The 24,164-nt window shown below is 47.7% G+C and carries 21 protein-coding genes and 1 pseudogene; 12 read left to right on the top strand and 10 right to left on the bottom strand.

The features are described 5' to 3' along the window. Positions 1-15: 15 nt before the first annotated feature. The 3 genes from cstA to AYY17_RS16950 all read right to left on the bottom strand — a co-directional run bounded on the left by cstA (position 16) and on the right by AYY17_RS16950 (position 3,531). Positions 16-2,118, bottom strand: a complete 2,103-nt coding sequence (gene cstA, locus AYY17_RS16960) for a pyruvate/proton symporter CstA (RefSeq protein ID WP_067425627.1) — start codon at positions 2,116-2,118, stop codon at positions 16-18. 548 nt (positions 2,119-2,666) lie between these two features. Next, on the bottom strand, positions 2,667-2,960 hold the full coding sequence (locus AYY17_RS16955) for a hypothetical protein (RefSeq protein WP_067425624.1): 294 nt from the start codon (positions 2,958-2,960) through the stop codon (positions 2,667-2,669). Between the two features lie 43 nt (positions 2,961-3,003). Further along, the gene (locus AYY17_RS16950; protein ID WP_067425621.1) at positions 3,004-3,531 is read right to left on the bottom strand and encodes a hypothetical protein; all 528 of its coding nucleotides are present in this window, start codon (positions 3,529-3,531) and stop codon (positions 3,004-3,006) included. 210 nt (positions 3,532-3,741) lie between these two features. Between AYY17_RS16950 and AYY17_RS16945 the strand changes: the two genes are divergently transcribed. Further along, on the top strand, positions 3,742-4,137 hold the full coding sequence (locus AYY17_RS16945) for a type III secretion system chaperone (protein WP_067425618.1): 396 nt from the start codon (positions 3,742-3,744) through the stop codon (positions 4,135-4,137). 12 nt (positions 4,138-4,149) lie between these two features. On the opposite strand, the gene AYY17_RS21780 is transcribed toward AYY17_RS16945, so the two are convergent. After that, positions 4,150-4,410 (bottom strand): hypothetical protein, encoded by a 261-nt coding sequence (locus tag AYY17_RS21780; RefSeq protein WP_162271124.1) that lies wholly within the window; start codon positions 4,408-4,410, stop codon positions 4,150-4,152. A 200-nt stretch (positions 4,411-4,610) separates the two neighbouring features. On the opposite strand from AYY17_RS21780, the gene AYY17_RS21775 reads away from it, so the two are divergent. After that, positions 4,611-5,408: a protein-tyrosine phosphatase family protein gene (locus tag AYY17_RS21775; RefSeq protein WP_162271123.1), complete on the top strand. Its 798-nt coding sequence runs from the start codon at positions 4,611-4,613 to the stop codon at positions 5,406-5,408. Positions 5,409-5,429: 21 nt separating this feature from the next. After that, positions 5,430-6,083 carry a hypothetical protein gene (locus tag AYY17_RS16930; protein WP_067425608.1) on the top strand — a complete coding sequence of 218 codons (654 nt, stop codon included), beginning with the start codon at positions 5,430-5,432 and terminating at the stop codon, positions 6,081-6,083. 53 nt (positions 6,084-6,136) lie between these two features. Here the strand turns inward: AYY17_RS16930 and AYY17_RS16925 are convergent, their stop codons facing one another. Further along, complete coding sequence (locus tag AYY17_RS16925; protein ID WP_067425605.1) at positions 6,137-7,048, bottom strand: EamA family transporter; 912 nt, start codon at positions 7,046-7,048, stop codon at positions 6,137-6,139. A gap of 624 nt (positions 7,049-7,672) precedes the next feature. On the opposite strand from AYY17_RS16925, the gene fdhF reads away from it, so the two are divergent. After that, positions 7,673-9,826 (top strand): formate dehydrogenase subunit alpha, encoded by a 2,154-nt coding sequence (gene fdhF, locus AYY17_RS16915; protein ID WP_082981435.1) that lies wholly within the window; start codon positions 7,673-7,675, stop codon positions 9,824-9,826. A 241-nt stretch (positions 9,827-10,067) separates the two neighbouring features. On the opposite strand, the gene AYY17_RS16910 is transcribed toward fdhF, so the two are convergent. Further along, the gene (locus AYY17_RS16910) at positions 10,068-11,705 is read right to left on the bottom strand and encodes a sigma 54-interacting transcriptional regulator (RefSeq protein WP_082981434.1); all 1,638 of its coding nucleotides are present in this window, start codon (positions 11,703-11,705) and stop codon (positions 10,068-10,070) included. Positions 11,706-12,116: 411 nt separating this feature from the next. Here AYY17_RS16910 and hydN point away from each other — a divergent pair, with 411 nt between their 5' ends. The 5 genes and pseudogenes from hydN (at position 12,117) to AYY17_RS16885 (ending at position 15,823) form a co-directional block, all read left to right on the top strand. After that, positions 12,117-12,665: an electron transport protein HydN gene (gene hydN / locus AYY17_RS16905; protein WP_067425592.1), complete on the top strand. Its 549-nt coding sequence runs from the start codon at positions 12,117-12,119 to the stop codon at positions 12,663-12,665. 10 nt (positions 12,666-12,675) lie between these two features. Further along, a complete protein-coding gene (gene hypA / locus AYY17_RS16900) occupies positions 12,676-13,017 on the top strand; it encodes a hydrogenase maturation nickel metallochaperone HypA (RefSeq protein WP_067425589.1) in 342 nt (113 codons plus the stop codon). Positions 13,018-13,053: 36 nt separating this feature from the next. Then, positions 13,054-13,326 carry a hydrogenase maturation factor HybG gene (gene hybG / locus AYY17_RS16895; protein WP_067366708.1) on the top strand — a complete coding sequence of 91 codons (273 nt, stop codon included), beginning with the start codon at positions 13,054-13,056 and terminating at the stop codon, positions 13,324-13,326. A 340-nt stretch (positions 13,327-13,666) separates the two neighbouring features. Then, positions 13,667-13,885, top strand: coding sequence for a hypothetical protein (locus AYY17_RS16890; protein WP_067425586.1), 219 nt, complete (start codon positions 13,667-13,669; stop codon positions 13,883-13,885). A gap of 526 nt (positions 13,886-14,411) precedes the next feature. After that, a pseudogene (locus tag AYY17_RS16885) lies at positions 14,412-15,823 on the top strand (glycoside hydrolase family 32 protein). 73 nt (positions 15,824-15,896) lie between these two features. Here AYY17_RS16885 and frdD read toward each other — a convergent pair. The 4 genes from frdD to frdA are packed head-to-tail and all read right to left on the bottom strand — an operon-like array spanning position 15,897 to position 19,204. After that, entirely contained in the window at positions 15,897-16,253 is a 357-nt protein-coding gene (gene frdD, locus AYY17_RS16880; protein ID WP_067401217.1) for a fumarate reductase subunit FrdD, read from the bottom strand. 17 nt (positions 16,254-16,270) lie between these two features. Then, a complete protein-coding gene (gene frdC / locus AYY17_RS16875) occupies positions 16,271-16,663 on the bottom strand; it encodes a fumarate reductase subunit FrdC (RefSeq protein ID WP_067401219.1) in 393 nt (130 codons plus the stop codon). A gap of 11 nt (positions 16,664-16,674) precedes the next feature. Then, positions 16,675-17,409, bottom strand: coding sequence for a succinate dehydrogenase/fumarate reductase iron-sulfur subunit (locus tag AYY17_RS16870; RefSeq protein ID WP_067401221.1), 735 nt, complete (start codon positions 17,407-17,409; stop codon positions 16,675-16,677). Next, positions 17,402-19,204: a fumarate reductase (quinol) flavoprotein subunit gene (gene frdA, locus AYY17_RS16865; protein WP_067425583.1), complete on the bottom strand. Its 1,803-nt coding sequence runs from the start codon at positions 19,202-19,204 to the stop codon at positions 17,402-17,404. Before frdA ends, AYY17_RS16870 begins: the two co-directional genes overlap by 8 nt. A gap of 730 nt (positions 19,205-19,934) precedes the next feature. Between frdA and glpA the strand changes: the two genes are divergently transcribed. The 3 genes from glpA to glpC are packed head-to-tail and all read left to right on the top strand — an operon-like array spanning position 19,935 to position 24,065. After that, complete coding sequence (glpA, locus tag AYY17_RS16860) at positions 19,935-21,581, top strand: anaerobic glycerol-3-phosphate dehydrogenase subunit A (RefSeq protein ID WP_067425580.1); 1,647 nt, start codon at positions 19,935-19,937, stop codon at positions 21,579-21,581. Then, positions 21,571-22,872: a glycerol-3-phosphate dehydrogenase subunit GlpB gene (gene glpB, locus AYY17_RS16855; protein ID WP_067425577.1), complete on the top strand. Its 1,302-nt coding sequence runs from the start codon at positions 21,571-21,573 to the stop codon at positions 22,870-22,872. The genes glpA and glpB overlap by 11 nt, the downstream gene beginning before the upstream one ends. After that, a complete protein-coding gene (glpC, locus tag AYY17_RS16850) occupies positions 22,869-24,065 on the top strand; it encodes an anaerobic glycerol-3-phosphate dehydrogenase subunit GlpC (RefSeq protein WP_067425574.1) in 1,197 nt (398 codons plus the stop codon). The genes glpB and glpC overlap by 4 nt, the downstream gene beginning before the upstream one ends. Positions 24,066-24,164 lie beyond the last annotated feature (99 nt).

Raw genomic sequence — 24,164 nt, 5'->3', positions numbered from 1 at the left:
CAAGTATACCAGAGTTTAGTGCGCAGATTTGCTGTTTGCCACTAAATCGAGGTAGTTTTCCGGCATTGGCTCATAAGGTGTTTCATTATCGGTTGGTTTGTCTGACTTCAGTGCCTTGAGCGCGGTCTTCACAGAGAAGACAGCAAGCACCACGACGACAACCATAAAGAACATCGTCAGACCGGCATCCAGACGGTTGTTAAACACCAGCTGTGACAGTTGTGATTCAGTGTATTGCACCGGGATATTCCCGCTGTCAATCATTGCCTTGAATTTATTCGCGACAGCCAGGAAGCCGACACGGGCATCTTCACTGAATACTTTTTCCCAACCGGCAACCATAGTACAGATTAACAGCCAGGTCATCGGCACCAGAGCCACCCAGGCGTAAGCCTGGCGTTTCATCTTAAACAGCACCACAGCACACAACATCAGCGCCATACCTGCCAGCATCTGGTTGGCAATACCAAACAGCGGCCACAAGGTATTGATACCACCGAGCGGATCGACCACCCCCTGGTGCAGGAAATAACCCCAGGCCAGCACACACAGCGCGGTGGCGGTCAGGTTTGCCGGCAGTGAGTCTGTTCGTTTCAGTGCAGGGGAAATCACACCGAGCAGATCCTGCAACATAAAGCGGGCAGAACGAGTACCGGCATCGACAGCTGTCAGGATAAACAGGGCTTCAAACAGAATGGCGAAGTGATACCAGAAAGAGACATCCATCAGCCCGCCGAGCGCACCATGCAGAATATATGCCATACCGACTGCGAGTGTCGGCGCGCCCCCTGCGCGGGAGATAATACTCTGTTCGCCGACTTCATTGGCGATATTGGTTAAGGTTTCAGGGGTTATCTGGAAGCCCCAGCTGCTCACCACACTGGCGGCTGACGCGACCACATCAGTAGTGCCTGCCGGTGCGAGCATTGCCATCGGGCTGTTCATGGCGAAGTAAACGCCCGGGTCTATTACACAGGCGGCGACCAGCGCCATAATGGCAACAAACGATTCCATCAGCATACCGCCGTAGCCGATAAAACAAGCCTGGTTTTCATTGGCGAGCATTTTCGGCGTCGTACCGGAGGCAATCAGCGCATGGAAGCCGGATACGGCACCACAGGCGATAGTGATAAACAGGAACGGGAAGAGATCGCCTGCCCAGACCGGGCCGGTGCCATCAATAAATTTAGTCAGCGCAGGCATTTCCAGCATCGGGCGCATGATTAAAATACCGATTGCCAGACCGATAATAGTACCGATTTTCAGGAAGGTTGACAGATAATCACGCGGTGCCAGCAGTAACCAGACCGGCAGAACTGCCGCGACAAAACCATAGCCGACCAGCATCCAGGTAAGCTGAACGCCGTTATAATCAAAATACGGTGCCCAGACCGGGCTTTCTGCCACCCATCCGCCGGAAATAATGGCAAATATCAGGAAAACCAGCCCGATAACAGAAACTTCCCCGACACGGCCCGGGCGGATATAGCGGGTGTAAATTCCCATAAAAAAGGCGAGCGGGATAGTAAAGGCGACGGTGTAGGTTCCCCACGGGCTGTGTGTCAGGGCTTTCACCACAATCATGGCCAGAACGGCGAGGATAATCACCATAATCATAAAACAGGCGATCAGGGCGATAACACCGGCAACATTGCCCATTTCCTCTTTAACCAGCTCTCCGAGGGAGCGCCCGTTGCGACGGGTAGAGACGAACAGCACCATGAAATCCTGTACCGCACCCGCTAATACCACACCGGCCAGCAGCCAGAGCATGCCGGGCAGATAGCCCATTTGCGCTGCCAGAACCGGACCAACCAGCGGGCCTGCACCGGCAATAGCTGCAAAATGGTGACCAAACAGGACTTTTTTATCTGTTGGTACATAATCAAGCCCGTCATTATTTTTAAACGCGGGCGTCATGCGGGTTGCATCAACTTTTAATACTTTTTCAGCAATAAAAATTCCGTAGTACCGGTATGCCACCAGATAGATACAGACAGCCGCGACCACAATCCAGAGTGCATTGATTTGCTCACCTCGGTTCAGCGCGATATATCCGAGGGCAAAGGCACCGACAATCGCGAGCAGAAAGCCCGTGAGTTGTTTGAACGCTTTCATAATTTCACCTGTCAGAATGAGTAAAGAGGCGTAGTTTCAGTTTGTTATTATCAAATTGTACTGCAGAGGAATATCACTAATTCTACTTAGTTCCCAGCGTTCTGATCGCGTTTGTGTTAATTTATTTCATTAATGTTAGATTAATCACTGTTAGCGTAATGTAGCGTGTTTGTGGTTTCAGGCGAATGATAAGTGCGCGGAATAAATCCTGATATTCAGAAGGGATATTGCAGGAATATCCCCTCTGAGGTGGTTCAGCGTTAGTCCGGATTTGCCATAGTATCAAGGGTGATTGCTCTGGTGGCACCGGACTCAATAATATAGCGCCTCATGGTCAACCGCCGGGAATGTTTTATACTTTTTTATTGCCTAAATATGCACGCTGATCAGATATATTTCCCTTTAACATATATTTTTCAATGGAATTAAATAAATCATCAGTTTCCTTATCTGATACATTATTTATGGAGGGAGTGTACTGTATTTCTGAGGTTACCTTCATATTTAAATCAAGTGATTTATGAATAATATTCTCAATGTTTATTTTATCAGGAGGTGTTGTAAGAGACGCTATTTTTTTCTTCTGTTATAAGCAATGCCTGTGCTCTGGTCTCTTCTTTTATAGCATTGAAATCCAGCGTTTGTTCGGTTTCGTTATTACATAATAATGCATTGTAAATGTTTTCAGTCAGAGTGTTATATATGTCTGTTTTTATTTTTCCTTGCATTTTCATAATTGTATTATCATGTTGCTCAAGGATTTGTTTCTTGTATTCGGAATATTTCTTATCTAATTTGTTTGTTTTTAATTCTTTTTCAAGGTGAGTTGAGAACTCAGGCATGCTTTTTGTAAAATTACTAATCAGTTTGTCTTTTATTCCATATTCATTTATTTTTTTTACTTAATTCCCCATCCAACTTCAAAGAGAACATTGTTGAGTAGGTTGCCCCGTCTTTTGCTAACATGTTATTTTGTATGTGTTTTTCATTTACTATGTCGACTATTCTGTTTATTTCCTCCGACGTTAATCCTATTTTTTTCTCTGCACATACATGGTCAATTTCCCGCTTGATAATTGCCACCGGTATAGTGTTTCTCTCCTGTTGATACCATTCTTTTGCTCTTTCATTTAATGTTGTTTTGGCTGGTTCATTTTTTATTTGTTCTGGTTTGTCTTTTATTCCAAGGTCGGTTAGTTCGGCGTTATAATGAAGTGATAACACATTTTTACTCAATTTAACAATATCTGACCTGAAATTAACATATTGCCCTTCAAATTTTACATTTGTATTTTTAAGTGAGTCTAGTTTTTGAAGTAATTTATTAATATAAGGTAGTTCTGACATGTTTTTAAGACATTTGTTTTCAGGGGATGCTTTGTGTGCACTTGGTAGTATGTTAGTTAGTTTCATTTTCATTCCTTCCTTTTACATATAGAAGTAATTATTTTATTCCATGTTGATGTTATTTCTTTAATAAAAAGAAGATGATGCTGTGTTTTATTGTTTACCTGATTTTTATTGTTGAGATGGTATTTGTTTTTCATATGAACTAAATATTAAAGTATTTTTCAGTCTATTCGTCATACTGAAAACATCATTTCGTTAAATCAGGAAACAGGTATGCCAGATTTATATTCTTTTCACCGTATTGTGGTCATGTTGTTACGTCACATTGGCCTGGATGTTCCACCGCCGGCGGATGACCAGCATACATTTATGTTAACAATTGATAGCCGTTATTCATTATCACTGTCAGTGATTGATGCCACAGAGTGGTATTTGTCTGCCAATATCGGGGAAGTACCGAACATTATTCAAAATAATGAGTTGCTGCAAAATATTTTGAAGCTAAATGCGTTGACGCAACTGGCGTACCAGCCGGTTATCTCACTGAATGAAAAAGAAGAGTGGGTTATCTGGAGCCGTTTACCTCTGAGCGGAACGGAAGACAGTCAGGTCATTGAGTTATTTGAATATATTTTAAAGTCTGCCGATTATCTGCTGGCGCTTCATTAATTATAAAAGGAATTATGATGCCTTATATTCATCAGCACTTATCTGTTCAGAACAATCGGGAGCAGGATACACCTCCGTCTTTGCCGCCGAAATCAGTACAGCATCACGGGCGGACAATGGAATTACAGGGGACGCAACGCCGCCCTCCGGCACCATTACCACGGCCGGATAATACGCTTTCAGATAGTGTTCAGTTACGTCAGCATCACACAACTGCAGATCCAAACCATCGTAATGCGGTGTATAACGTTTCAGCACCAACAGCGAAGCCACTGCCGCAAACACCGGTATTTATGCAGCCGCCATCAAGACCTGCCCCGGTTCCCCCGTCACGGATGCATGAATTTATGCAGCCTCCATCTTTTCATGCACCATCTCCGCCATCATTACAGGTACGCGCACCGGGTGAGGGGGCGCATTTATCACTGGCACAACGCAGAGCAGCACCTAAACTGACACCTTTTGTTCAGGATATGAAAACGGGCATGTCGGGAAATGCTTTCAAGCAATTGGAAATAAAAACATCAGACCGGCTTGATCCGGACAATTTTATTGCCAGAACCAATCACCAACGCTTTGGTAATATTGATACCTGTGCAGCAACCCAGCTGTTTACACCACAAGGCAAAGGTTTGCCTGCAAACCAAATGAAGGTTGACGGGATGGATCTGGCGATGCGCAGTCAGTTCCCCAAACCAGAAGGACTTCGCGACCATCTATGTATGCTGGCAGATCAAAAACCGGCGGTATTGGTCGTGCTTTCTTCTGATAAGGATATTGAGGGCAGGAGGCTTCCTGCTTATTTCAAAGAAAGTGATCAATATAGCGATGTTTCTGTCGCATGCAAATTTAACCCGGCAGCGCGTACTGCAATGGCAGGTAACCTGGAATTGCATAATTACCGGATAGAAATAACAGTAAACGGTAAAACAACACCTATATCAGTTATACATGTTAATAACTGGGAAGACCGTACTACTGTTGATTCTTCGACACTGACGAAACTGGTTTCAGGTATTAATCAGAAAATTGAGCAGAAGGTTAAACAAGACAGTAGTTACAACCCTCAGCCATTTATTCATTGCAGTGCCGGAATCGGTCGTACCGGCGTTGTTGCCGGGGCAATGGAAATATTGAAGCAGGGTAACAAGAATACACCTGAGGAAATAATTTTACAGTTACGTGAAACGGGTTGTTCAAAAATGGTGCAGACTTCTGAGCAGTTTAATACACTGATAAATCTGCATAAAGAAGTAAAATCCGGATCTTAAAACACCATAAAGGGAGTTATTATGGGAGCAGTTCAGGGAACACAAGCAAGCCAGGTGCTTCAGCACATGGATAATGAAATATATAGTTCAGCGGGCATAGACAGCTCATCGTCATACGTCAGTTCATCCGGGATAAAGTCAATATTATCAAATGCCTGGAATGCAATTAAATCTGCTTTTTCCAATGTGCTTTCGTCATTCGGTAATCATCTCAGCGGGCTGCAGGGCAGCGCAAAACCCGGCAGAGAGATAACCATGGATATGGCTTCGCGTCCGGCACAGTCATTACCCGGCTTTGATGCTCAGCCGGAAAATACAGTTTATGACAGCATGGGTGGCGATACTTCGTATGCTTCTGTGTATGATCATACCGGATATACCGGTACTGAAAATATCTATGTTTCCGCTGATGATATGGCCGATATCTGCCAGCCGTCCGCGCCACAGGTGCCGGATTCAGCCAGACCGGTATTATCTGAATCACTTTACAGTGAGATTAGCGACCCTTTGTATGAGGAGATTGACGGGTATCGGCCTGCGGCAGAACAGACACCGCCACCGGTACCGGATTCACCACGTCCTTCTTTGCATAATATGACAACAGAGAATTCATTGTATGAGAGCCGTGAGTCTCTTCATGATAATGCAGAGTGGGAGAACGGCAAAAGAAATTAGCGTTAATGTCCGGCTGATGGTTTAAAAAGGCGGCAAATTTGCCGCCTTTTTGCTCAGACCGATTGTTTGCGTGTCAGCATCGACACCAACCGCTTACCGAACACCGTCAAAATCAGCCCCGCCATAATAAAGCCAAGACCGGCGAACTGCATCATAGTGATGGTTTCACCCAGCAACAGCGCGCTGCTGGCAATTCCCGCGAACGGCACCAGTAAGGCAAATGGTGTTACCCGCCAGGTTTCATAGCGGCCTAATAAACGGCTCCACAATGTATAACCGACAAAGGTGGAGAGATAGGCAAGATACATAATCGCCCCCACGGTCAGCAGGCTGATATGAGAGATACTGCTGATAATTGCGTCCGCACCTTCAACATACAGTGACATCAGAATAAACGGAATAATCGGTACCAGTGCACTCCATGCCACCAGTGACATTCCGTTGCAATCCGGCGTTTCTTTCATTATCAGACGGTTGCAGATATTACCGCATGCCCAGGAAAAACCGCCTGCCAACGTCATCATCAGTGCCATAAAAGGAATGTCCGTCAGACTGCCGGAATCCCCGCCTTTTGCCAGTACAGTCAGGCCCACAACCGCAACAATAATACCAATTACCTGGCTGAATTTAAGTGACTCTTTGAGGATCAATCCGCCGAGCACGATGGTGAAAAAGACCTGAGACTGGAGCACGACAGAGGCAATACCTGCCGGCATTCCGGCTTTTACGGCACTGAACAAAAATGCAAACTGACCGAAGCAGATAGTCAGGCCGTAAATAACCAGGCGGCTGAAGGCAATTTTCGGGCGTGGAATAAAAAATACGGCGGGGATCGCAACAAACAGAAAGCGCAGCATACCGAGGAATAATGGCGGAATGCCGGTTACCCCCACTTTAATGACCACGAAATTTACCCCCCAAATCACGGCAACCAGCAGGGCAATTAAAATATCATTAACTTTCATATCAGGTATTTATCTCTCTTTTATTATTTTGATAATACGCGGAGCCACGCGCATTATCAGGCGGGAAAGAGCAGCAAAATTAAGTCATTGTCATTGTAGAGCAGCACCCCGGAACCGATATCGACAATCAGGGCGAAATTATTCGCAAACTGTTATGAAATACGGGAAAAAACCAGCGCACGGATGATTGATCACCATCATCATACACTTCTTTATCATTGTTTTACCCAACGTCATTCAAGATGCAGGAAGGCGGCAAAGGAAGATAGATGGGGAGCATAGGTAAACTATGTGACCCAGCTAGCTGAGTGCAGCCAACGAACCTGCAGTTTGAATGAATAAGGGTATATAATTCATCATGCAATTGTAAAGTTGTTCTGAAGTAACCTGCCGGTGTCAGTGTCATCACCTGATAGCGGTGAGAAAAGTTCGACATTTTTGACGAGTCCGTCCGTACCGTCGCCTGTCACAGTTATTAATTATAAAAACAATATAAAAATAATATAAAAGCATTCAACAGGTTAAAGAAATTCAGTTTAAATCTTAAAACTGGCATAAACCCTGCATGATTGGTGGCGATAAGGCGGTATTTATCCGCTAAGATACGATATAGGAGCAATGTTGATGGAAAAAATCATCACCGTCTGCCCGTATTGCGCCTCAGGTTGTAAAATTAACCTGAAGGTGGAGAACGGGAAGATCATTGGCGCGGAGGGCGCAAATGGTCACACCAATGAAGGAGAGCTTTGCCTGAAAGGGTATTACGGCTGGGACTTCATTCATGACACCAAGATTTTAACCCCCCGCTTAAAGAGTCCGATGATCCGCCGCGAACGCGGTGGCAAACTGGAACCCGTTTCCTGGGAAGAGGCGATTGAGTTTGCCAGTTCCCGTCTGTTGGATATTAAAGCGAAGTATGGCCCGAAAGCGATTATGACTACCGGGTCATCCCGTGGTCCGGGTAATGAAGCTAACTTTGTGATGCAAAAATTCGTACGTGCAGCGGTCGGTAGTAATAATATCGACTGCTGTGCGCGTGTCTGACACGGCCCTTCGGTTGCAGGTCTGCAGCGTTCGGTCGGTAATGGCGCAATGAGTAATTCAATCGTTGAGATTGAAGATACCAAATGTATTTTTGTCTTCGGTTACAATGCCGCAGACTCACACCCTATCGTCGCCCGTCGTATTCTTAAAGCGAAAGAGAAGGGTGCTCAGATTATTGTTTGTGATCCGCGTTATATTGAAACTGCGCGTATTGCAGATATTCACTTACCACTGAAAAACGGCTCTAACATTGCGCTTATCAATGCATTTGCGCATGTTATTATCGAAGAGAATCTGCACGATAAAGCCTTTATCGATGCACATACAGAGCAATTCGATACGTATCGCGCGTTAGTTGCGCCATACACACCGGAATCAGTGGAAGCGACAACAGGTCTTAAAGCCGAAGATATCCGCAGAACCGCCCGTATGTATGCGAAAGCTGAAAACGCGGTCATTCTGTGGGGTATGGGTGTTACGCAGTTCTATCAGGGTGTGGAAACTGTCCGCGCACTGACCAGTCTGGCGTTACTGACCGGTAACATGGGTAAACCGCATGTTGGTGTCGGCCCTGTCCGTGGTCAGAATAACGTTCAGGGTGCCTGTGATATGGGCGCACTGCCGAATACACTGCCGGGCTATCAGTATGTGGAAGATAAAGCATCACTGGAGAAATTCGCCAAATTCTGGGGCATTGATAAAATGCCGGAAGAATTAGGTATTCCGTTAAGTGAAGTTCCGCACTTTATTGATGAAGGCGTGCTGAAAGCACACTACGTGATGGGTGAAGATCCGCTCCAGACTGAGCCGGATTTGGCCACTATCCGTCGTACTTTCGACAAACTGGAGCTGCTGATAGTCCAGGATATCTTTATGACCAAAACGGCGGCAATTGCTGACGTTATTTTCCCTGCGACATCCTGGGGCGAACATGAAGGTGTTTATACCGCAGCGGATCGCGGCTTCCAGCGCTTCTATAAAGCGGTTGAGCCGGTCGGTGATGTGAAAAAAGACTGGGAAATTATCAGTCTGATGTCCACAGCGATGGGTTACCCGATGCACTACAACAACACCAAAGAGATTTGGGATGAGTTACGTGAACTCTGCCCTATCTATTATGGTGCAACGTACGAAAAAATGGCGGATCTGGCGTATATCCAGTGGCCGTGCCGTGACGTTGATGACAGTGACCAGGGAACAGAATACCTGTATGACGGCGGGCAGTTTGATACCCCGAACGGCAAAGGGCAGTTCTATACCTGTGACTGGCATCCGCCGATTGATAAGCTGAGTGATGAATATCCGATGGTACTGGCAACAGTCCGCGAAGTCGGTCACTACTCCTGCCGTTCAATGACCGGTAACTGTAAAGCACTGGCTGCACTGGCAGATGAACCTGGCTTTGTTCAGATCAATACCGCTGATGCGAAAGAACTCGGCATTAAAGATCAGGAACTGGTTTGGGTCGCGTCCCGTCAGGGTAAAGTTATCACCCGTGCAAATGTCAACGATCGTCCTAACAAAGGGGCGATTTACATGACTTACCAGTGGTGGATTGGTGCGTGTAATGAGCTGGTGGCAGAAAACCTCAGCCCGATTACCAAAACACCGGAATATAAATACTGTGCGGTACGCATTGAACCTATTGCGGATCAGCATAAGGCTGAACATTATGTCGTTCAGGAATATACTGCGATTAAGCGCCGCCTGCGGGAAGCCGCTGAAGGGTGTTAATTTGGTCGTCGTAATATGATAAAAAAACCAGCGCTCAGAAATGACCGCTGGTTTTTTATTATTGTTTAATTATTAAATTAATAATTAAACGGTATTAATTCAGTTTTTGATTTCGGCTGACAATGTCTTGCATAAAGAGTAAGTGAACATATTAAGACGGGTATGTTCGGTTTAATTGCGAAATACTTTTTCTTGAGACGCATTCTTATTTAAACGGGTATTTATAAAAACAAATATTCGACTAATGATTATCTTCTTCAAATATATCCTGTACAGAAATACCTAACCGTTGCATACGGGATAATAACGTGGTGCGTTTCAGTCCCAGACGCGTTGCAGCTCCGCGGGCTCCCGCGACGACACCATTGGTTGCTTTCAGGGCATCAATAATCCGGTTCCGCTCTTCATCATCATTTTCCGGTGCGGTGGTTTGCATCCGTTTTTCCAGTGAACTTGGGGTTTCAAGCGCCGTTTTCAGGCGGGACTGCTTTGGGATATTAAGCTCATGCAACTGGATATTCAATGTGTTACCGCGCGTGAGGATAACAGCCCGTTCAATGACATTTTCCAGCTCGCGCACATTACCGGGCCACGGATAACGGGCCAGTTTTTCCAGTGAATCGCGGGGAATACAGTCAATTTTCCGGTTCATCCGCTGTGCAATCTTTTGTGTGAACCAGGTCGCCAGTAACGGAATATCTTCAGGACGGTCACGCAGCGGCGGGATCCAGATAGGAAACACATTCAGACGATAGTAGAGATCTTCACGAAACTCACGGTCATTTGTCATCGATTTCAGGTTACGGTTAGTGGCGGCTATCAGCCGGACATCCACCGGGATAACCTTATTACCGCCGATCCGTTCAATCTCCCGCTCCTGTAATACCCGCAGCAGCTTTGGCTGGAGATCCAACGGCATATCACCAATTTCATCCAGGAACAGCGTGCTTTTATCTGCCATTTCAAAGCGGCCGATGTGTGTTGTGGCAGCCCCGGTAAACGCGCCTTTATCATGTCCGAACAGGTCACTTTCCAGCAATCCTGACGGGATAGCCGCGCAGTTCATTTTAATCATACTGCGGTGATGGCGGGCGCTCAGACGATGGATTGCCCGGGCGATAAGTTCTTTCCCGGTACCGGTTTCGCCGAGGATCAGTACCGTACTGTCACTGTTGGCAACCAGGTCCACCTGCTCAAGAATGTTGCGCATTGCATCACTCTGGAAAATGATTTCACTGAAGCTTTCATTATTATGAATCTGTTCATTCAGCCACAGATTTTCATGCTTCAGGCTGTCTTTCAGACGGGTAATTTCCCCGTAAGCCGCCGCATTATCGACAGCAATTGCAAACCGGGCCGCAATTTGTTTCAGTAAATTGCAGCTATCATCCGTAAAAACAGTATTGTTTTCATGGGATAACACCAAAACACCAAGTGGTTTATGGTTAAAAGCCAGGGGGAGCAGCAGTGTCTCTGACATTCCCTGGGCACAGACATGCTGATACAGCGGATCTTGTGTTCCGCTGTTGAGTGTCAGTCGCATAGGCTGATTGCTGTCGAGCACCTGTGCCAAATCCGGATGCAGTTCATTCAGATGGTACAGTGTTTTCTCAACCGGTTTAGTGCGCTGATAATAACTTGAATAACAAAGATATACCGCAGAACTGTAGTTGTCACACAGTGCAATACTTATCTGACTCAGTCCGAAAAACCGGTGAATTTCACGGGATACTTCAGCAACTAATCCATCCATCTCCAGATGGGACAGGACAGAATTTGTGATATCAACCAATATTCTGTACTGGTCACGTTCATGGCGTATGTGTTCGGTCTTTTCAGTATTGTCCACAACGTCTCCGCTCGTGTTCGTCTTTATCATTCCTGATTGGACGGTTTGCTCTTAAAAATAATCCTGCTCTGAATAGTTATAGGTATAAATAAGTTTCAGAGAGGTAATAACCATTATTGTAATGACTCTATAAAAAAAGAATATCGTTGTCTGATTTAAGTTTGATCCAATCCCCTATTTTTCTGCGGGGTGAAAACTTAATATATTATGACACATAACGATAAAAAAATTATCGTCAAAAATGTCGAATTGTGTGACGACTATTTTTAGTATGGCACACAGTACGATAGTACTATTTATTAATACGCTGATTTCACTGAATTTTAAAAAAAAATGCGAAACTGGCACGATGCATGCTTATTTTCTGATTATTCTAATCAAAAGATGGCTGCACCGGGAGCGCCGGGTGTGAGGTCGTCGTGTATCATTCAGGAGAGTATGATGAACCGTTTCATCATTGCAGACCCAAAAAAATGTATTGGCTGTCACACTTGTGAGGTCGCTTGTGTCGTTGCTCATCAAGAGCAGGAAACCGGTATTGAAACCATGGTTCAGGACGGTTTTTTCCCCCGTATCCATGTAATGAAAGGGTACACGGTCAGTACAGCGGTTGTCTGCCGCCAGTGTGAAGATGCGCCGTGTGCCAATGTGTGTCCGAACGGTGCCATCAGCCGTAAAGATGATTTTGTTTATGTCGATCAATCAAAATGTATCGGCTGTAAAACCTGTGTGATTGCCTGTCCTTACGGCACTATGGAAGTGATCAGCCGTCCGGTTGCACAGATGGCTACCGCACTGAATACTATCCCGCAGTATCGTGCTGAAGCCCATAAATGCGATCTTTGTCATACCCGTGCGGGTGGTCCTGCATGTGTGGAAGTGTGTCCGACTCAGGCACTGATCGTTGTTGACCGTAATCGTATGGATGAGATTGTAAAAGAGCGCCGTCGCCGTGCAGCATTTGAAATGCCGGCTGATCTGATGTCCTGAGGCCCGGCTGATGCATGAAGTTACGTTATGTCAGAATGCGCTTGATATTATTGAACAGCAGGCAAAACAGAGCGGGGCGCAGCGCGTTACCGGAGTCTGGCTTGAACTGAGTACCGTGTCCTGTATTGAAAAGGATGCGCTGCATTTTTGTTTTGATATCGTTTGCCGTGATTCGGTGGCGGAAGGTGCTGAGCTGCATGTTACCATTGTACCGGCACAAGCCTGGTGCCGTGACTGTCAGAAGATGGTCAGTGTGCCCGGATTAAGTACCGGGTGTCCGCATTGCGGCAGTCATAATCTTCAGGTAGACAGCAGCGATGCCATGCAGGTGAAGCAAATCGAAATTGAATAACCCCGTAAGGGTATTTTAGCAAATCAGGAGCCGGTTATGTGTTTAGGTATTCCCGGGCAAATTGTCACTGTAGGTGAATCTGCGACAGACAATGCGCAAGTTGAAGTATGTGGTGTCAGACGGGATGTAAACATCGCGCTGGTTTGTGAAGGTGAAACGGCAGCTATGTTGGGCAAATGGGTATTAGTGCATGTCGGTTTTGCGATGAGCATTATTGATGAGCAGGAAGCCCGCGATACGCTGGATGCTTTGCTGGCAATGGAAAGTGTTGAAGAAGATGTTTCTTATTTTCTGCGTGGTAACGCATAGTATTCCTGCCGGTTTTTTCGGTTTTAAAAAAAACACCCGAATTATCATCGGGTGTTTTTTTTTTATCACTATGATTTTCTGGCTAAGATTTGCACGTAATAGTCATCGCATTCAGATATAAGTAATATTAATATTTAATGTTTGTATTTATAGTGTAAAACACTTTTCGTCATGAATTAAATAATCATTTAGAACTTTGTTTCTTTATGTTTCCGGGATTATAATAGCCGCGTCACATTAATTGCGTGACAAAATAAAAAGTGGCGATAAGCATATTATCGCAGTACTTTAATATGGATATATACATTATATTGCCCGGGATGGGCGTAAAGGATTAAAAATGAAAGAATTAAATATCGTTGAAGTTAATACCGTTTCTGGTGCTGGTCGTCTGCAGGATGCTATGACTTCATTTGGTGGCCGTATCGGTACTAAATTTGGCGGAGAAAAAGGCGCAGCACTGGTTGGTGGTATGGGTAACAAACTGGGTGGCCGTGTTGAGACTGCTCTGAAAGGTATCCCTGTTGTTGGTAAACTGTTCGGTAAATTATTAGGTTAATTACCGCTTTTTATGAACAAGCAATAACAAAAATTAGTTTTATTTTTTTTGAAAACATCTGTTTGTATAAAGGTTAATCTTAATTTTTGTACAGGTACTGTCATAAAGGAATAATTCGATTTTTGTTATGTATAAACCCGCATATATGCGGGTTTTTTGTTTTTTTCTTATCGCACAATGATCTGGTTTGTGATAAATATTAATTATGAAATTAAATGATTTAGTGATATTGAAAACCTGTGATTTAACCCGGTAGTATGTAACTTCATTATATGTTCACGAAGTTCTTATCTCTGTATCAATGCGATTGCCGGTTATGTACCGGACAATAAAATCACCCGGATGACAGACAGTAATGATATATCCTTGTTCATTCAAACAGCAGGTTTGTTGGCGGCACTCAGTCCGCCTGAATCCTGAATGACGTTGGGTACAGATTCTGAATTATCTGAAGGGAATGGTACTCGCATTCAGTACCGTGTTTATGGTTTCATGGTTTCTGAAAGATAACACCGAGGATAAGTATATGGTTCAGGCGACACTGCTGTCAGGGATTATTCAGGCCTTAATGAAGCATCAGGGGCGTGCACAGCGGGATCCGCATTATCCGGCTGGCATGCCGCGCCAGTCTGCGGTCTGATGAATGATCCTAACGGATTTATTTATCATAAAGGTCGCTGGCATCTGTTTTATCAATGGAATCCTTTCGGCTGTGAGCATGAGAAAAAATGCTGGGGACACTGGCACTCAGAAGACCTGGTTCACTGGTTTCATGCACCGGTTGCGCTGCTGCCTTCCGGAAATAATGATTCCGGCGGATGCTTTTCCGGCAGTGCGGTGGATAACGAAGGCACTCTGACACTCTGTTATACCGGTAATATTGAATACAGTGACGGCTCCCGGATGTCCAGGCAGTGTCTGGCGCGGGAGAAACCTGACGGTGGATTTGAAAAATACGGACCGGTACTCGGGCTGCCGGAAGGGTACAGCAGTGATGTGCGTGATCCGAAAATCTGGCGGCATAATGACCGCTGGTATATGGTGCTGGGTGCCCGTGACAATAATGATAAAGGCAGGGTACTGCTGTACGATACTACTGAATTGGGCGACTGGACGCTGCGCGGTATCCTGGCCGGCAGTCATTATGGTGGCCTGGGCGATGCAGGATATATGTGGGAGTGTCCGGATCTGTTTAAACTGAACAGTGAATGGATTTTATTATGCTGTCCTCAGGGAATGCCCCGTGAAGCAACCCGCTTCCTTAATACCTATCCGAGCACTTATCTGGTCGGACAGTTCGATTATGAAAGCAAAATTTACCACCATAAACCTCAGGTGAATGAAGTGGATGCCGGGTTTGAATTTTATGCACCGCAGACATCACTCGCTGAAGATGGCCGCCGTATTATGATTGGCTGGATGGGGGTGCCTGATGGTGAAGAAATGTTGCAACCGACTATCAAAAACGGTTGGATCCACCAGATGACCTGTCCGCGTGAATTGTCATTGCGCAAAGGGCATTTGTATCAGCAACCGCTCAGCGAGCTTAAACAACTGCGCGGGGCAGGCGGACAGTGGTCGGGTGAGGCAGATAATGCCCTGGAGCTTAATGCCAGACGCCTGGAAGTTATCATCAAACTGACCGGACCGCTTATTCTTAATTTCAGTAAACAGCTGATTTTTTCCTATGACGGACAGGAAGTCCGTTTATCACGCCGCAGTCTGATCAGCGGCGTTTGGCTGCATCGTTACTGGCAGGGTGAAGTGACACAACTCCACATTTTTACTGATCATTCCAGTGTTGAGATTTTTATCAATGATGGTGTAGCGGTAATGAGTAACCGTTATTTTCCCGCGCAGCCTGCCACACTGACGTTTCGCGGGCTTTCTCATGTTCAGCTCAGCTATTGGCAGTTGAATATGGCAGAAGTGGCATAATAGATAATAATGGTGCAATAACAAAAAGACCGGCTCAAAAGAGCCGGTCTTTTTGATCAGGCAGTTACCGTGATTACAGGGTAAACACACCAATTACAGCCATCACACTGAGGATCGCGGCTAAACCATAAAATACCCAGCGTCCGGCAGGGACGTGGATTTTCAGGTCATGCATACAGTGGTGGAGGCGGTGAAGCGCACACCAGATTGGCAGGATAATCATCAGCAGCAGGAACACTTTACCGATGAAGCTCTGACAAAATGCCAGTATCCGCCCGTAATTGAGCGCACCATGCGCCATATCAAACGGCAGCATAAAGGCCAGCAGCACAATAACGGCAGGTGCAACAATCGCACTCCACATACCGCCCGCACCAAACAAACCCCAGAAAACCGGTTCTTGTGAGCGTTTCGGATTCGGATTAATCATTTCGGCTTCCTTCCTTATCACAGCAGTGCAACGGCGAGAATAACGGCGTTAACAATGATGGTAACCACCCAAAGCCCGCGAACAATCGGCTCCGGTCCCATTTTTTCGTTTTTAATCACAATGTTAACTGCTTTTGGTGCCAGTTGGAACCAGGTGATGGTATGCAGCAGCGTACCGGCCAGTGTCAGAATATTGATTAACACCACAACCGGGTTTTGCAGCAGCTGGACATAACCTGCCCAGTCAGCGGGACCGCCTTTCAGGCAGTAAACGCCGTACATCACCAGCAGGCTGAACCACAGCTGAACAACCGCCGTGCCTTCGCGCACCATGTAAAAACGGTAAAAGCCGAGCTTATTCCACCATGTCGGTGTCATTTCACGCACATAAGGTTTACGTTTGGTCGTCATCTCTCTCTTCCTTATTGTGGTTTCAGACGGGCAATAATAAAGTCTTCCGCACTGGCGGCTTTCCCCTGCTGAATTGCTGCCGCCGGATCCACATGTTTCGGACAGACTTCAGAGCAGTAGCCCACGAATGTACAGGTCCACACGCCGTTATCACCATTGATTTGCGCCATACGCTCTTTCTTGCCATGGTCGCGGCTGTCAGTGTTGTAACGCTGCGCCAGAGTCAGGACACCCGGGCCGAGAAATTCCGGATTCAGCCCGAACTGCGGACAGGCGGCGTAGCAAAGACCGCAGTTAATACAGCCTGAGAACTGATGATATTTTGCCATCTGTCCCGGTGTCTGATTATTCGGTCCTTCGGACGGCTTGCGATCATTACCGATGATATAAGGCTTAATCGCTTCCAGACTCTCAATAAAGTGTGTCATATCGACCACCAGATCGCGCTCGACCGGGAAATTTCCCAGAGCATCAACCTGCATTCCTTGCGGATATTCCCGCAGGAATGTTTTGCAGGCGAGTTTCGGTACTTTATTGACCATCATGCCGCAGGAGCCGCAGATAGCCATACGGCATGACCAGCGGTATGAGAGGTCAGGCGCCAGGTTATCTTTGATATAGCCCAGCGCATCAAGCAGTGAAGTCTGCTCATCGTAAGGCACCTGATAGGTCACATGATGCGGCTCATTATCCGTTTCCGGGTTATAGCGCATGACGGACATTTTCAGCATTTTCATCTCAGCCATTGACGTTTTCCTTCTCTTTGTTCGCCTGTTCAGCCGCAGCAGCTTCGCCGCCGTAAACACGTTTTGCCGGCGCGGATTTGGTGATTTTCACATCACTGTATTCCAGGTGCGGCGAGCCATCCGGATTATGGAAAGCGAGGGTATGTTTCAGGAAGTTGACGTCATCACGCTCCGTACAGCCTTCATCCAGACGCTGGTGTGCACCACGGGACTCTTTGCGGTTAATTGCCGAGTGCGCCATACATTCCGCCACATCCAGACCAAATCCTAATTCAATGGTATACAGCAGATCAGTATTGAAAACGCTGGAGTGATCGGTGATTTCAACCCGTTTAAAGCGCTCTTTCAGCTCGGCCAGTTTATCGACTGTTTTCTGCATCAGTTCCGGCGTCCGGTAGATACCGCAGCCTTCTTCCATGGACTCGCCCATTTCATCGCGCAGTTTTGCCCAGTTTTCTGTGCCTTTCTGGTTCATCAGTGCTTTCAGGTTGTTTTCGATATCCGCTGTGCGGGCATCGATAGCATTACTGTTGGCGGAATGGGTTTCCTGCGCATGTTTTGCTGCCTGTTCCCCTGCCAGACGACCAAAGACCACCAGCTCTGCCAGTGAGTTTGAACCAAGGCGGTTAGCCCCGTGCAGGCCGACAGACGAACATTCACCGACCGCAAACAGCCCTTTGATCCGGGTTTCACAATACTGATCAGTTTCAATGCCGCCCATAGTGTAGTGCGCGGTCGGACGAACCGGGATCGGCTCTTTTACCGGATCCACACCGACATAGGCTTTTGATAATTCACAGATAAACGGCAGGCGCTCAAGCAGTTTTTTCTCACCGAGATGGCGCAGATCCAGATAAACCACATCACCACGGTTTGTTTTCACTGTGCGGCCTTTGCGCCACTCATGCCAGAATGCCTGAGATACTTTATCGCGCGGTCCGAGTTCCATGTATTTGTTTTCAGGATGACCGAGCGGGGTTTCAGGTCCCATACCGTAATCCTGCAAATAGCGATAGCCATCTTTATTAACCAGGATCCCGCCTTCACCACGGCAGCCTTCTGTCATCAGAATGCCTGAGCCCGGCAGACCGGTCGGGTGATACTGGACAAACTCCATATCCCGCAGCGGAACACCGTGGCGGAAGGCCATTCCCATACCATCGCCGGTCACAATACCGCCGTTGGTATTATAACGGTAAACACGTCCTGCGCCGCCGGTTGCCATAATGATTGAGTTGGCGCGGATCTGAACTTTCGTGCCTTCCATCATATTGAGTGCCACCAGACCACGGGCCTGACCTTCATCGACAATAATATCGAGAACAAAATGCTCATCAAAACGTTGGATTTGCGGGTATTTCAGCGAGGTCTGATACAGCGTATGCAGCATGTGGAAGCCGGTTTTATCGGCGGCAAACCAGGTCCGCTCGATTTTCATCCCGCCGAAACGACGGACATCCACGGAACCATCTTCTTTGCGGCTCCACGGGCAGCCCCACAGTTCCAGCTGAGTCATCTCAGCCGGACAATGCTCAACAAAATACTCAACTACATCCTGCTCACATAACCAGTCGCCCCCGGACACCGTATCATTGAAATGATAATCATAGGAATCATGGGATTGCGTCACAGCCGCAGAGCCGCCTTCTGCGGCAACGGTATGGCTGCGCATCGGGTAGACTTTTGAGATCAGAGCAATTTTCAGGTGCGGGTTGGCTTCTGCGGCAGCAATTGCTGCCCGTAACCCGGCACCACCAGCCCCGATAATTGCGATATCGGCATTAAAGGTTTGCACTGTGCTTCTCCATTGTTCAGGTAAATCGAAAGTTAAAATACAAAAATGGATCTAAAACGAATATTTAAAATTGTTATCAGTAACCGAATCCTTTCAGTCGATTGGAATACCAATCATTCGCGGTTACAGATTCGTAATAAAATGATGCCTTGTCTGAAGTATAGCGAATAGCGGATCGTTTAAATTTGATGTAACCAAGGGTTTTCATCGCTAATTGTACGTTTTTACGGATGATTACCTTGTAACTCAGTGTGATAACTTGAGTAATTATTTATTTGTATATTATTTTGTTTCTTTTACGTTAAGGCGAATATATAGAGTAAACAGATAATTAGCGATAAAAGCATAGCGCATATTATTGGCTTAACAATAAATAAATGGTAGCAGTGTGAGTCGGCATGAAAATATCTGCTAAATCAGTCAGTTTTCGGGTATTTCACCGGTAAAAATAACAGGTGTTGCAGGTATGTGACATTCATCACGACTATGGTTTTTTTCGCGCCGATTTTGCGTTTTTATTTTCGTTTTTGCTCATTATCAATCACGGCGTTGTAAAAACAGGCTAAGCTCTCTCTATAATATACCCAACGTCATTCAGGATGCAGGAAGGCGGCAAGGGAAAACAGACGGGGAGCATACACTAGTATGTGACCCGGCTGGATGAGCGTAGCCAACGAACCTGCAGTTTGAATGAATAAGGGTACAAAAGGAATGTGACTGAGAGGAACATATGTCTGATTCACCTGTAAATGAAACCGATGTCATTATTATCGGTGGCGGGGCAACCGGTGCCGGGATGGCTCGGGACTGTGCCCGGCGCGGTTTGCGTACACTATTACTGGAGCGGTTTGATATTGCGACCGGCGCGACCGGTCGTAACCACGGTCTGTTGCACAGCGGCGCGCGTTATGCGGTGACCGATCCTGAATCCGCCCGTGAGTGTATTGCGGAAAACCGTATTTTACGGCGGATAGCCCGTCACTGTGTTGACGATACCGGCGGGTTATTCATTACACTGCCGGAAGACGCCCCTGAGTATCAGAACACATTTATGGATGCCTGCCGTGAAGCGGGCATTGATACACAACAGATGTCGCCGGAAGAGGCGCTGCGTTTTGAGCCATCCGTTAACCCGGCACTGCTCGGTGCGGTTAAAGTGCCGGACGGCACGGTCGATCCGTTCCGTCTGACCGCCGCCAATATGCTGGATGCCCGCGAACACGGCGCGCAGGTGCTGACGTACCACGAAGTGATGAGCATTTTACGTCATGGCGATCAGGTCATTGGTGTGGAGGTTTATGATCATCATGAACAGCGCCGCTATCCGCTGTATGCCAATGTGGTGGTGAATGCGGCGGGGATCTGGGGACAGCGCATTGCGGAGTACGCGGATTTGCGCATTAACATGCTGCCTGCCAAAGGATCGCTCCTGATCCTCGGACACCGTATCAACCAGCGGGTGATCAACCGCTGCCGTAAACCGAGTGATGCCGATATCCTGGTGCCGGGCGATACCATTTCGCTTATCGGCACCACGTCAGTTCATATTCCCTATGATGATATCGACAACATGATTGTCACCGCGGATGAAGTGGATACGCTGATCCGCGAAGGGTCACGCCTGGCACCGGCTATGGCGCAGGCGCGTATTCTGCGGGCATACGCAGGTGTCCGCCCGCTGGTGGCGGCAGATGATGATCCTACCGGGCGCAATATCAGCCGCGGCATCGTATTGCTCGATCACGAAAAACGCGACGGACTGCGCGGCTTTATGACGATCACCGGCGGCAAGCTGATGACATATCGCCTGATGGCAGAATGGGCAACAAATATGGTGTGCGAAAAACTCGGACACGCCGCGCTCTGCTCAACAGCCGATGAACCGCTGCCGGGCTCTGCACAGTCGGCTGAGCAAACGCTGCGTAAAGTCATTTCTCTGCCGGCACCACTACGCGGCTCTGCGGTTTATCGTCACGGCGACCGTGCTGCACAACTGCCGCACACCACGCGCCTTGATAAAAGCCTGGTATGCGAATGTGAAGCTGTCACCGCCGGTGAAGTGCGTTATGCGGTGGAAAGTCTGACAGTGAAAAACCTGCTCGATTTACGCCGCCGTACCCGTGTGGGTATGGGAACCTGTCAGGGCGAACTGTGTGCCTGTCGTGCCGCCGGTTTACTGACACAGCTGAAGGTCACCACAGCGGAAAAATCGGAAACAGAACTGATGCATTTTCTCAATGAGCGCTGGAAAGGGGTTCGCCCGATAGCATGGGGAAATGCGCTGCGTGAAAGTGAATTCACCAGCTGGGTTTATCAGGGGCTTTGCGGCCTGGAAACCGGCGCAGATGACGGGCAGGGAGAACAGTATGAAATATGATGTGGTGATAGCGGGCAGCGGGCTGGCAGGATTGACCTGCGGTGTAAAACTGGCGGAAAGCGGACTGAGCTGTGCGATTATCAGTGCCGGACAAAGCGCGCTGCATTTCTCCTCCGCCTCGCTGGATTTGCTCTCGGCTCTGCCGGACGGGCAGCCGGTGACCGAGCCTTTTTCTGCTCTGGCCGAATTGGCGCGCCAGGCACCGTCTCATCCTTATAGTGTGATGGGTGAATGCGGGGTTCGCCGGGCAATCAGTCAGGCAATGGCGCTGCTGCAACAGGATGAGCTGCAATTACAGGGGCAGGCAGAGAAAAACCACTGGCGTTTAACCCCGATGGGGCAATGGCGCATGAGCTGGCTCAGCCCTGCGGTTGTGCCGGTTTTACAGGAAAAAAACAGCGCAGATCTGCCGCCGCTTGCCATTATCGGTATCACCGGGTTTCTTGATTTTCAGGCAGAAATGACGGCGGCAGCACTCACCCGTTCGGGGCATCCGGCGCAGGCTTATACTATTCATCTGCCGTGTCTGGATAAGCTGCGTAATAATCCGAGTGAATTCCGCTCTGTTAATATTGCCCGCCTGCTGGATATCCCGCAGAACCGGCAGGAGCTGGCAGACGAACTGAAACAGTGTGGTATCACAGAGCAGGCGCTGGTGTTACCCGCCTGTTTTGGTCTGGATGACCGGGATGCGGTGGCATTTTTGCAACAACAGCTCGGTAAAACCGTGTATCAGTTACCGACGCTGCCACCCTCTCTGTTAGGGATCCGTCTGCACCAGGCGCTGCTGAACCGATTTCGCCGCGCAGGCGGGTTTGTGATGCCGGGCGATACGGTGGTTTCAGCACGCCGCGAAGGCTCGCGTATCACACAGTTATTCAGCCGTAATCACGGCGATATTCCGTTGCAGGCGGATCAATTTGTTCTGGCATCCGGCAGTTTCTTCAGTAATGGATTGGTCAGTGATATTGACCATATCTATGAGCCGTTACTCAATCTGCGTTTAACGCAAACTCTGGCGCGCAATGCATGGACATCAGCAGATTTGTTTGCGCGTCAGCGCTATATGGAGGCGGGTGTGGCGGTAAATGCACATCTGAACCCGGCCGATGATAACGGCACAATTTCCAATCTTTATGCAATAGGCGCGGTGCTGGGCGGCTATAACCCGCTACAGGAAGGGTGTGGCGCCGGGGTATCACTGGCGACAGCCATGTACGCCGCAGAGCAGATCCTGACGCAGGCGGCGGCTGACAAAAAAGGAATGCATGAAACGGAGGTGAATGCATGAGCGCGGGACAAACACTGTTTGAGAACTGCATAAAATGCACGGTATGCACAACTTACTGTCCGGTGGCAAAAGTTAACCCGGACTATCCGGGTCCGAAACAAGCCGGTCCTGACGGAGAGCGGTTGCGCCTGAAAGATTCGATGCTGTATGACGATGCGCTGACACTCTGTACCAACTGCAAACGCTGTGAAGTGGCGTGTCCGTCTGATGTGAAAATCGGCGATATTATTGCGCGCGCAAAACTGGCGTATCATCCGTCCCGTCCGAAAATCCGTGATGCGATTTTAAGCCATACCGACCTGATGGGATCGCTCTCCTCGCCGTTTGCGCCGGTTGTGAATACCATTACCGGGCTGAAACCGGTGCGTAAATTGCTGGATGCCGCACTGAAAATCGACCATCGCCGCGAACTGCCGAAATACTCTTTCGGAACCTTCCGCCGCTGGTACAAAAAACAGCAGGCGGTACAGAATACATTCAGTGAGCAGGTCGCCTATTTCCATGGTTGCTATGTGAATTATAACCATCCGCAGCTCGGTAAAGATTTAATCCGCGTTTTTAACAGCATGGGGATCGGTGTGCAGTTGCTGGAGCGGGAAAAATGCTGTGGTGTGGCACTGATCGCCAATGGTTTTGAAAAACAGGCAAAAAAACAGGCGGCGGTGAATGTGGAATCGCTCACTAAAGCTATTGTTGAGCAGAACATGCCGGTTATTGCAACCTCATCGACCTGCGCATTCACACTGCGGGATGAATATCCGCATATTCTGGATGTGGATACCGCACCGCTGCGTGATAACATTGAACTGGTGACGCGTTACCTCTACCGGCTGATGCAGGAAGGGCGCAAACCTGAGCTGCGTCATACGCCGCTGAGAGTGGGGTATCACACTCCGTGTCATATGGAAAAAATGGGCTGGACGGCGTATTCACTCGAACTTATCCGCTCAATTCCCGGCGTGGAACTGATCGTGCTGGATTCACAATGTTGTGGTATTGCAGGGACTTACGGTTTCAAAAAAGAAAATTATGAAACCTCGCAGGCCATTGGCTCGCCGCTTTTCCGCCAGATAGAAGAGTGCGGCATTGATATGGTGATCAGTGACTGCGAAACCTGCAAATGGCAGATTGAAATGTCCACCAGCAAAAAATGTGAGCATCCGATCTCCCTGCTGGCGCGGGCATTGGCATAAATTATCTTTGATATTAATAAGTTATTATATAAACCGGCTACGGCCGGTTTTTTGCCGCTGAGTAAAAGGGGTTATACCCAACAACCGGGTAAATCGCAT

The organism is Morganella psychrotolerans (assembly GCF_001676055.1).
Lineage (GTDB): Bacteria > Pseudomonadota > Gammaproteobacteria > Enterobacterales > Enterobacteriaceae > Morganella > Morganella psychrotolerans_B.
Note: the sequence above shows the minus strand (reverse complement) of the source record. Positions and strands in the feature narration are given on the sequence as shown.

Coding starts and splice junctions, on each gene's coding strand:
- cstA (WP_067425627.1), bottom strand. CDS start 2,118: ATGAAAGCGTTCAAACAACTCACGGGCTTTCTGCTCGCGATTGTCGGT.
- AYY17_RS16955 (WP_067425624.1), bottom strand. CDS start 2,960: ATGCCTGAGTTCTCAACTCACCTTGAAAAAGAATTAAAAACAAACAAA.
- AYY17_RS16950 (WP_067425621.1), bottom strand. CDS start 3,531: ATGAAACTAACTAACATACTACCAAGTGCACACAAAGCATCCCCTGAA.
- AYY17_RS16945 (WP_067425618.1), top strand. CDS start 3,742: ATGCCAGATTTATATTCTTTTCACCGTATTGTGGTCATGTTGTTACGT.
- AYY17_RS21775 (WP_162271123.1), top strand. CDS start 4,611: ATGAAAACGGGCATGTCGGGAAATGCTTTCAAGCAATTGGAAATAAAA.
- AYY17_RS16930 (WP_067425608.1), top strand. CDS start 5,430: ATGGGAGCAGTTCAGGGAACACAAGCAAGCCAGGTGCTTCAGCACATG.
- AYY17_RS16925 (WP_067425605.1), bottom strand. CDS start 7,048: ATGAAAGTTAATGATATTTTAATTGCCCTGCTGGTTGCCGTGATTTGG.
- AYY17_RS16910 (WP_082981434.1), bottom strand. CDS start 11,705: ATGATAAAGACGAACACGAGCGGAGACGTTGTGGACAATACTGAAAAG.
- hydN (WP_067425592.1), top strand. CDS start 12,117: ATGAACCGTTTCATCATTGCAGACCCAAAAAAATGTATTGGCTGTCAC.
- hypA (WP_067425589.1), top strand. CDS start 12,676: ATGCATGAAGTTACGTTATGTCAGAATGCGCTTGATATTATTGAACAG.
- hybG (WP_067366708.1), top strand. CDS start 13,054: ATGTGTTTAGGTATTCCCGGGCAAATTGTCACTGTAGGTGAATCTGCG.
- AYY17_RS16890 (WP_067425586.1), top strand. CDS start 13,667: ATGAAAGAATTAAATATCGTTGAAGTTAATACCGTTTCTGGTGCTGGT.
- frdD (WP_067401217.1), bottom strand. CDS start 16,253: ATGATTAATCCGAATCCGAAACGCTCACAAGAACCGGTTTTCTGGGGT.
- frdC (WP_067401219.1), bottom strand. CDS start 16,663: ATGACGACCAAACGTAAACCTTATGTGCGTGAAATGACACCGACATGG.
- AYY17_RS16870 (WP_067401221.1), bottom strand. CDS start 17,409: ATGGCTGAGATGAAAATGCTGAAAATGTCCGTCATGCGCTATAACCCG.
- glpA (WP_067425580.1), top strand. CDS start 19,935: ATGTCTGATTCACCTGTAAATGAAACCGATGTCATTATTATCGGTGGC.
- glpB (WP_067425577.1), top strand. CDS start 21,571: ATGAAATATGATGTGGTGATAGCGGGCAGCGGGCTGGCAGGATTGACC.
- glpC (WP_067425574.1), top strand. CDS start 22,869: ATGAGCGCGGGACAAACACTGTTTGAGAACTGCATAAAATGCACGGTA.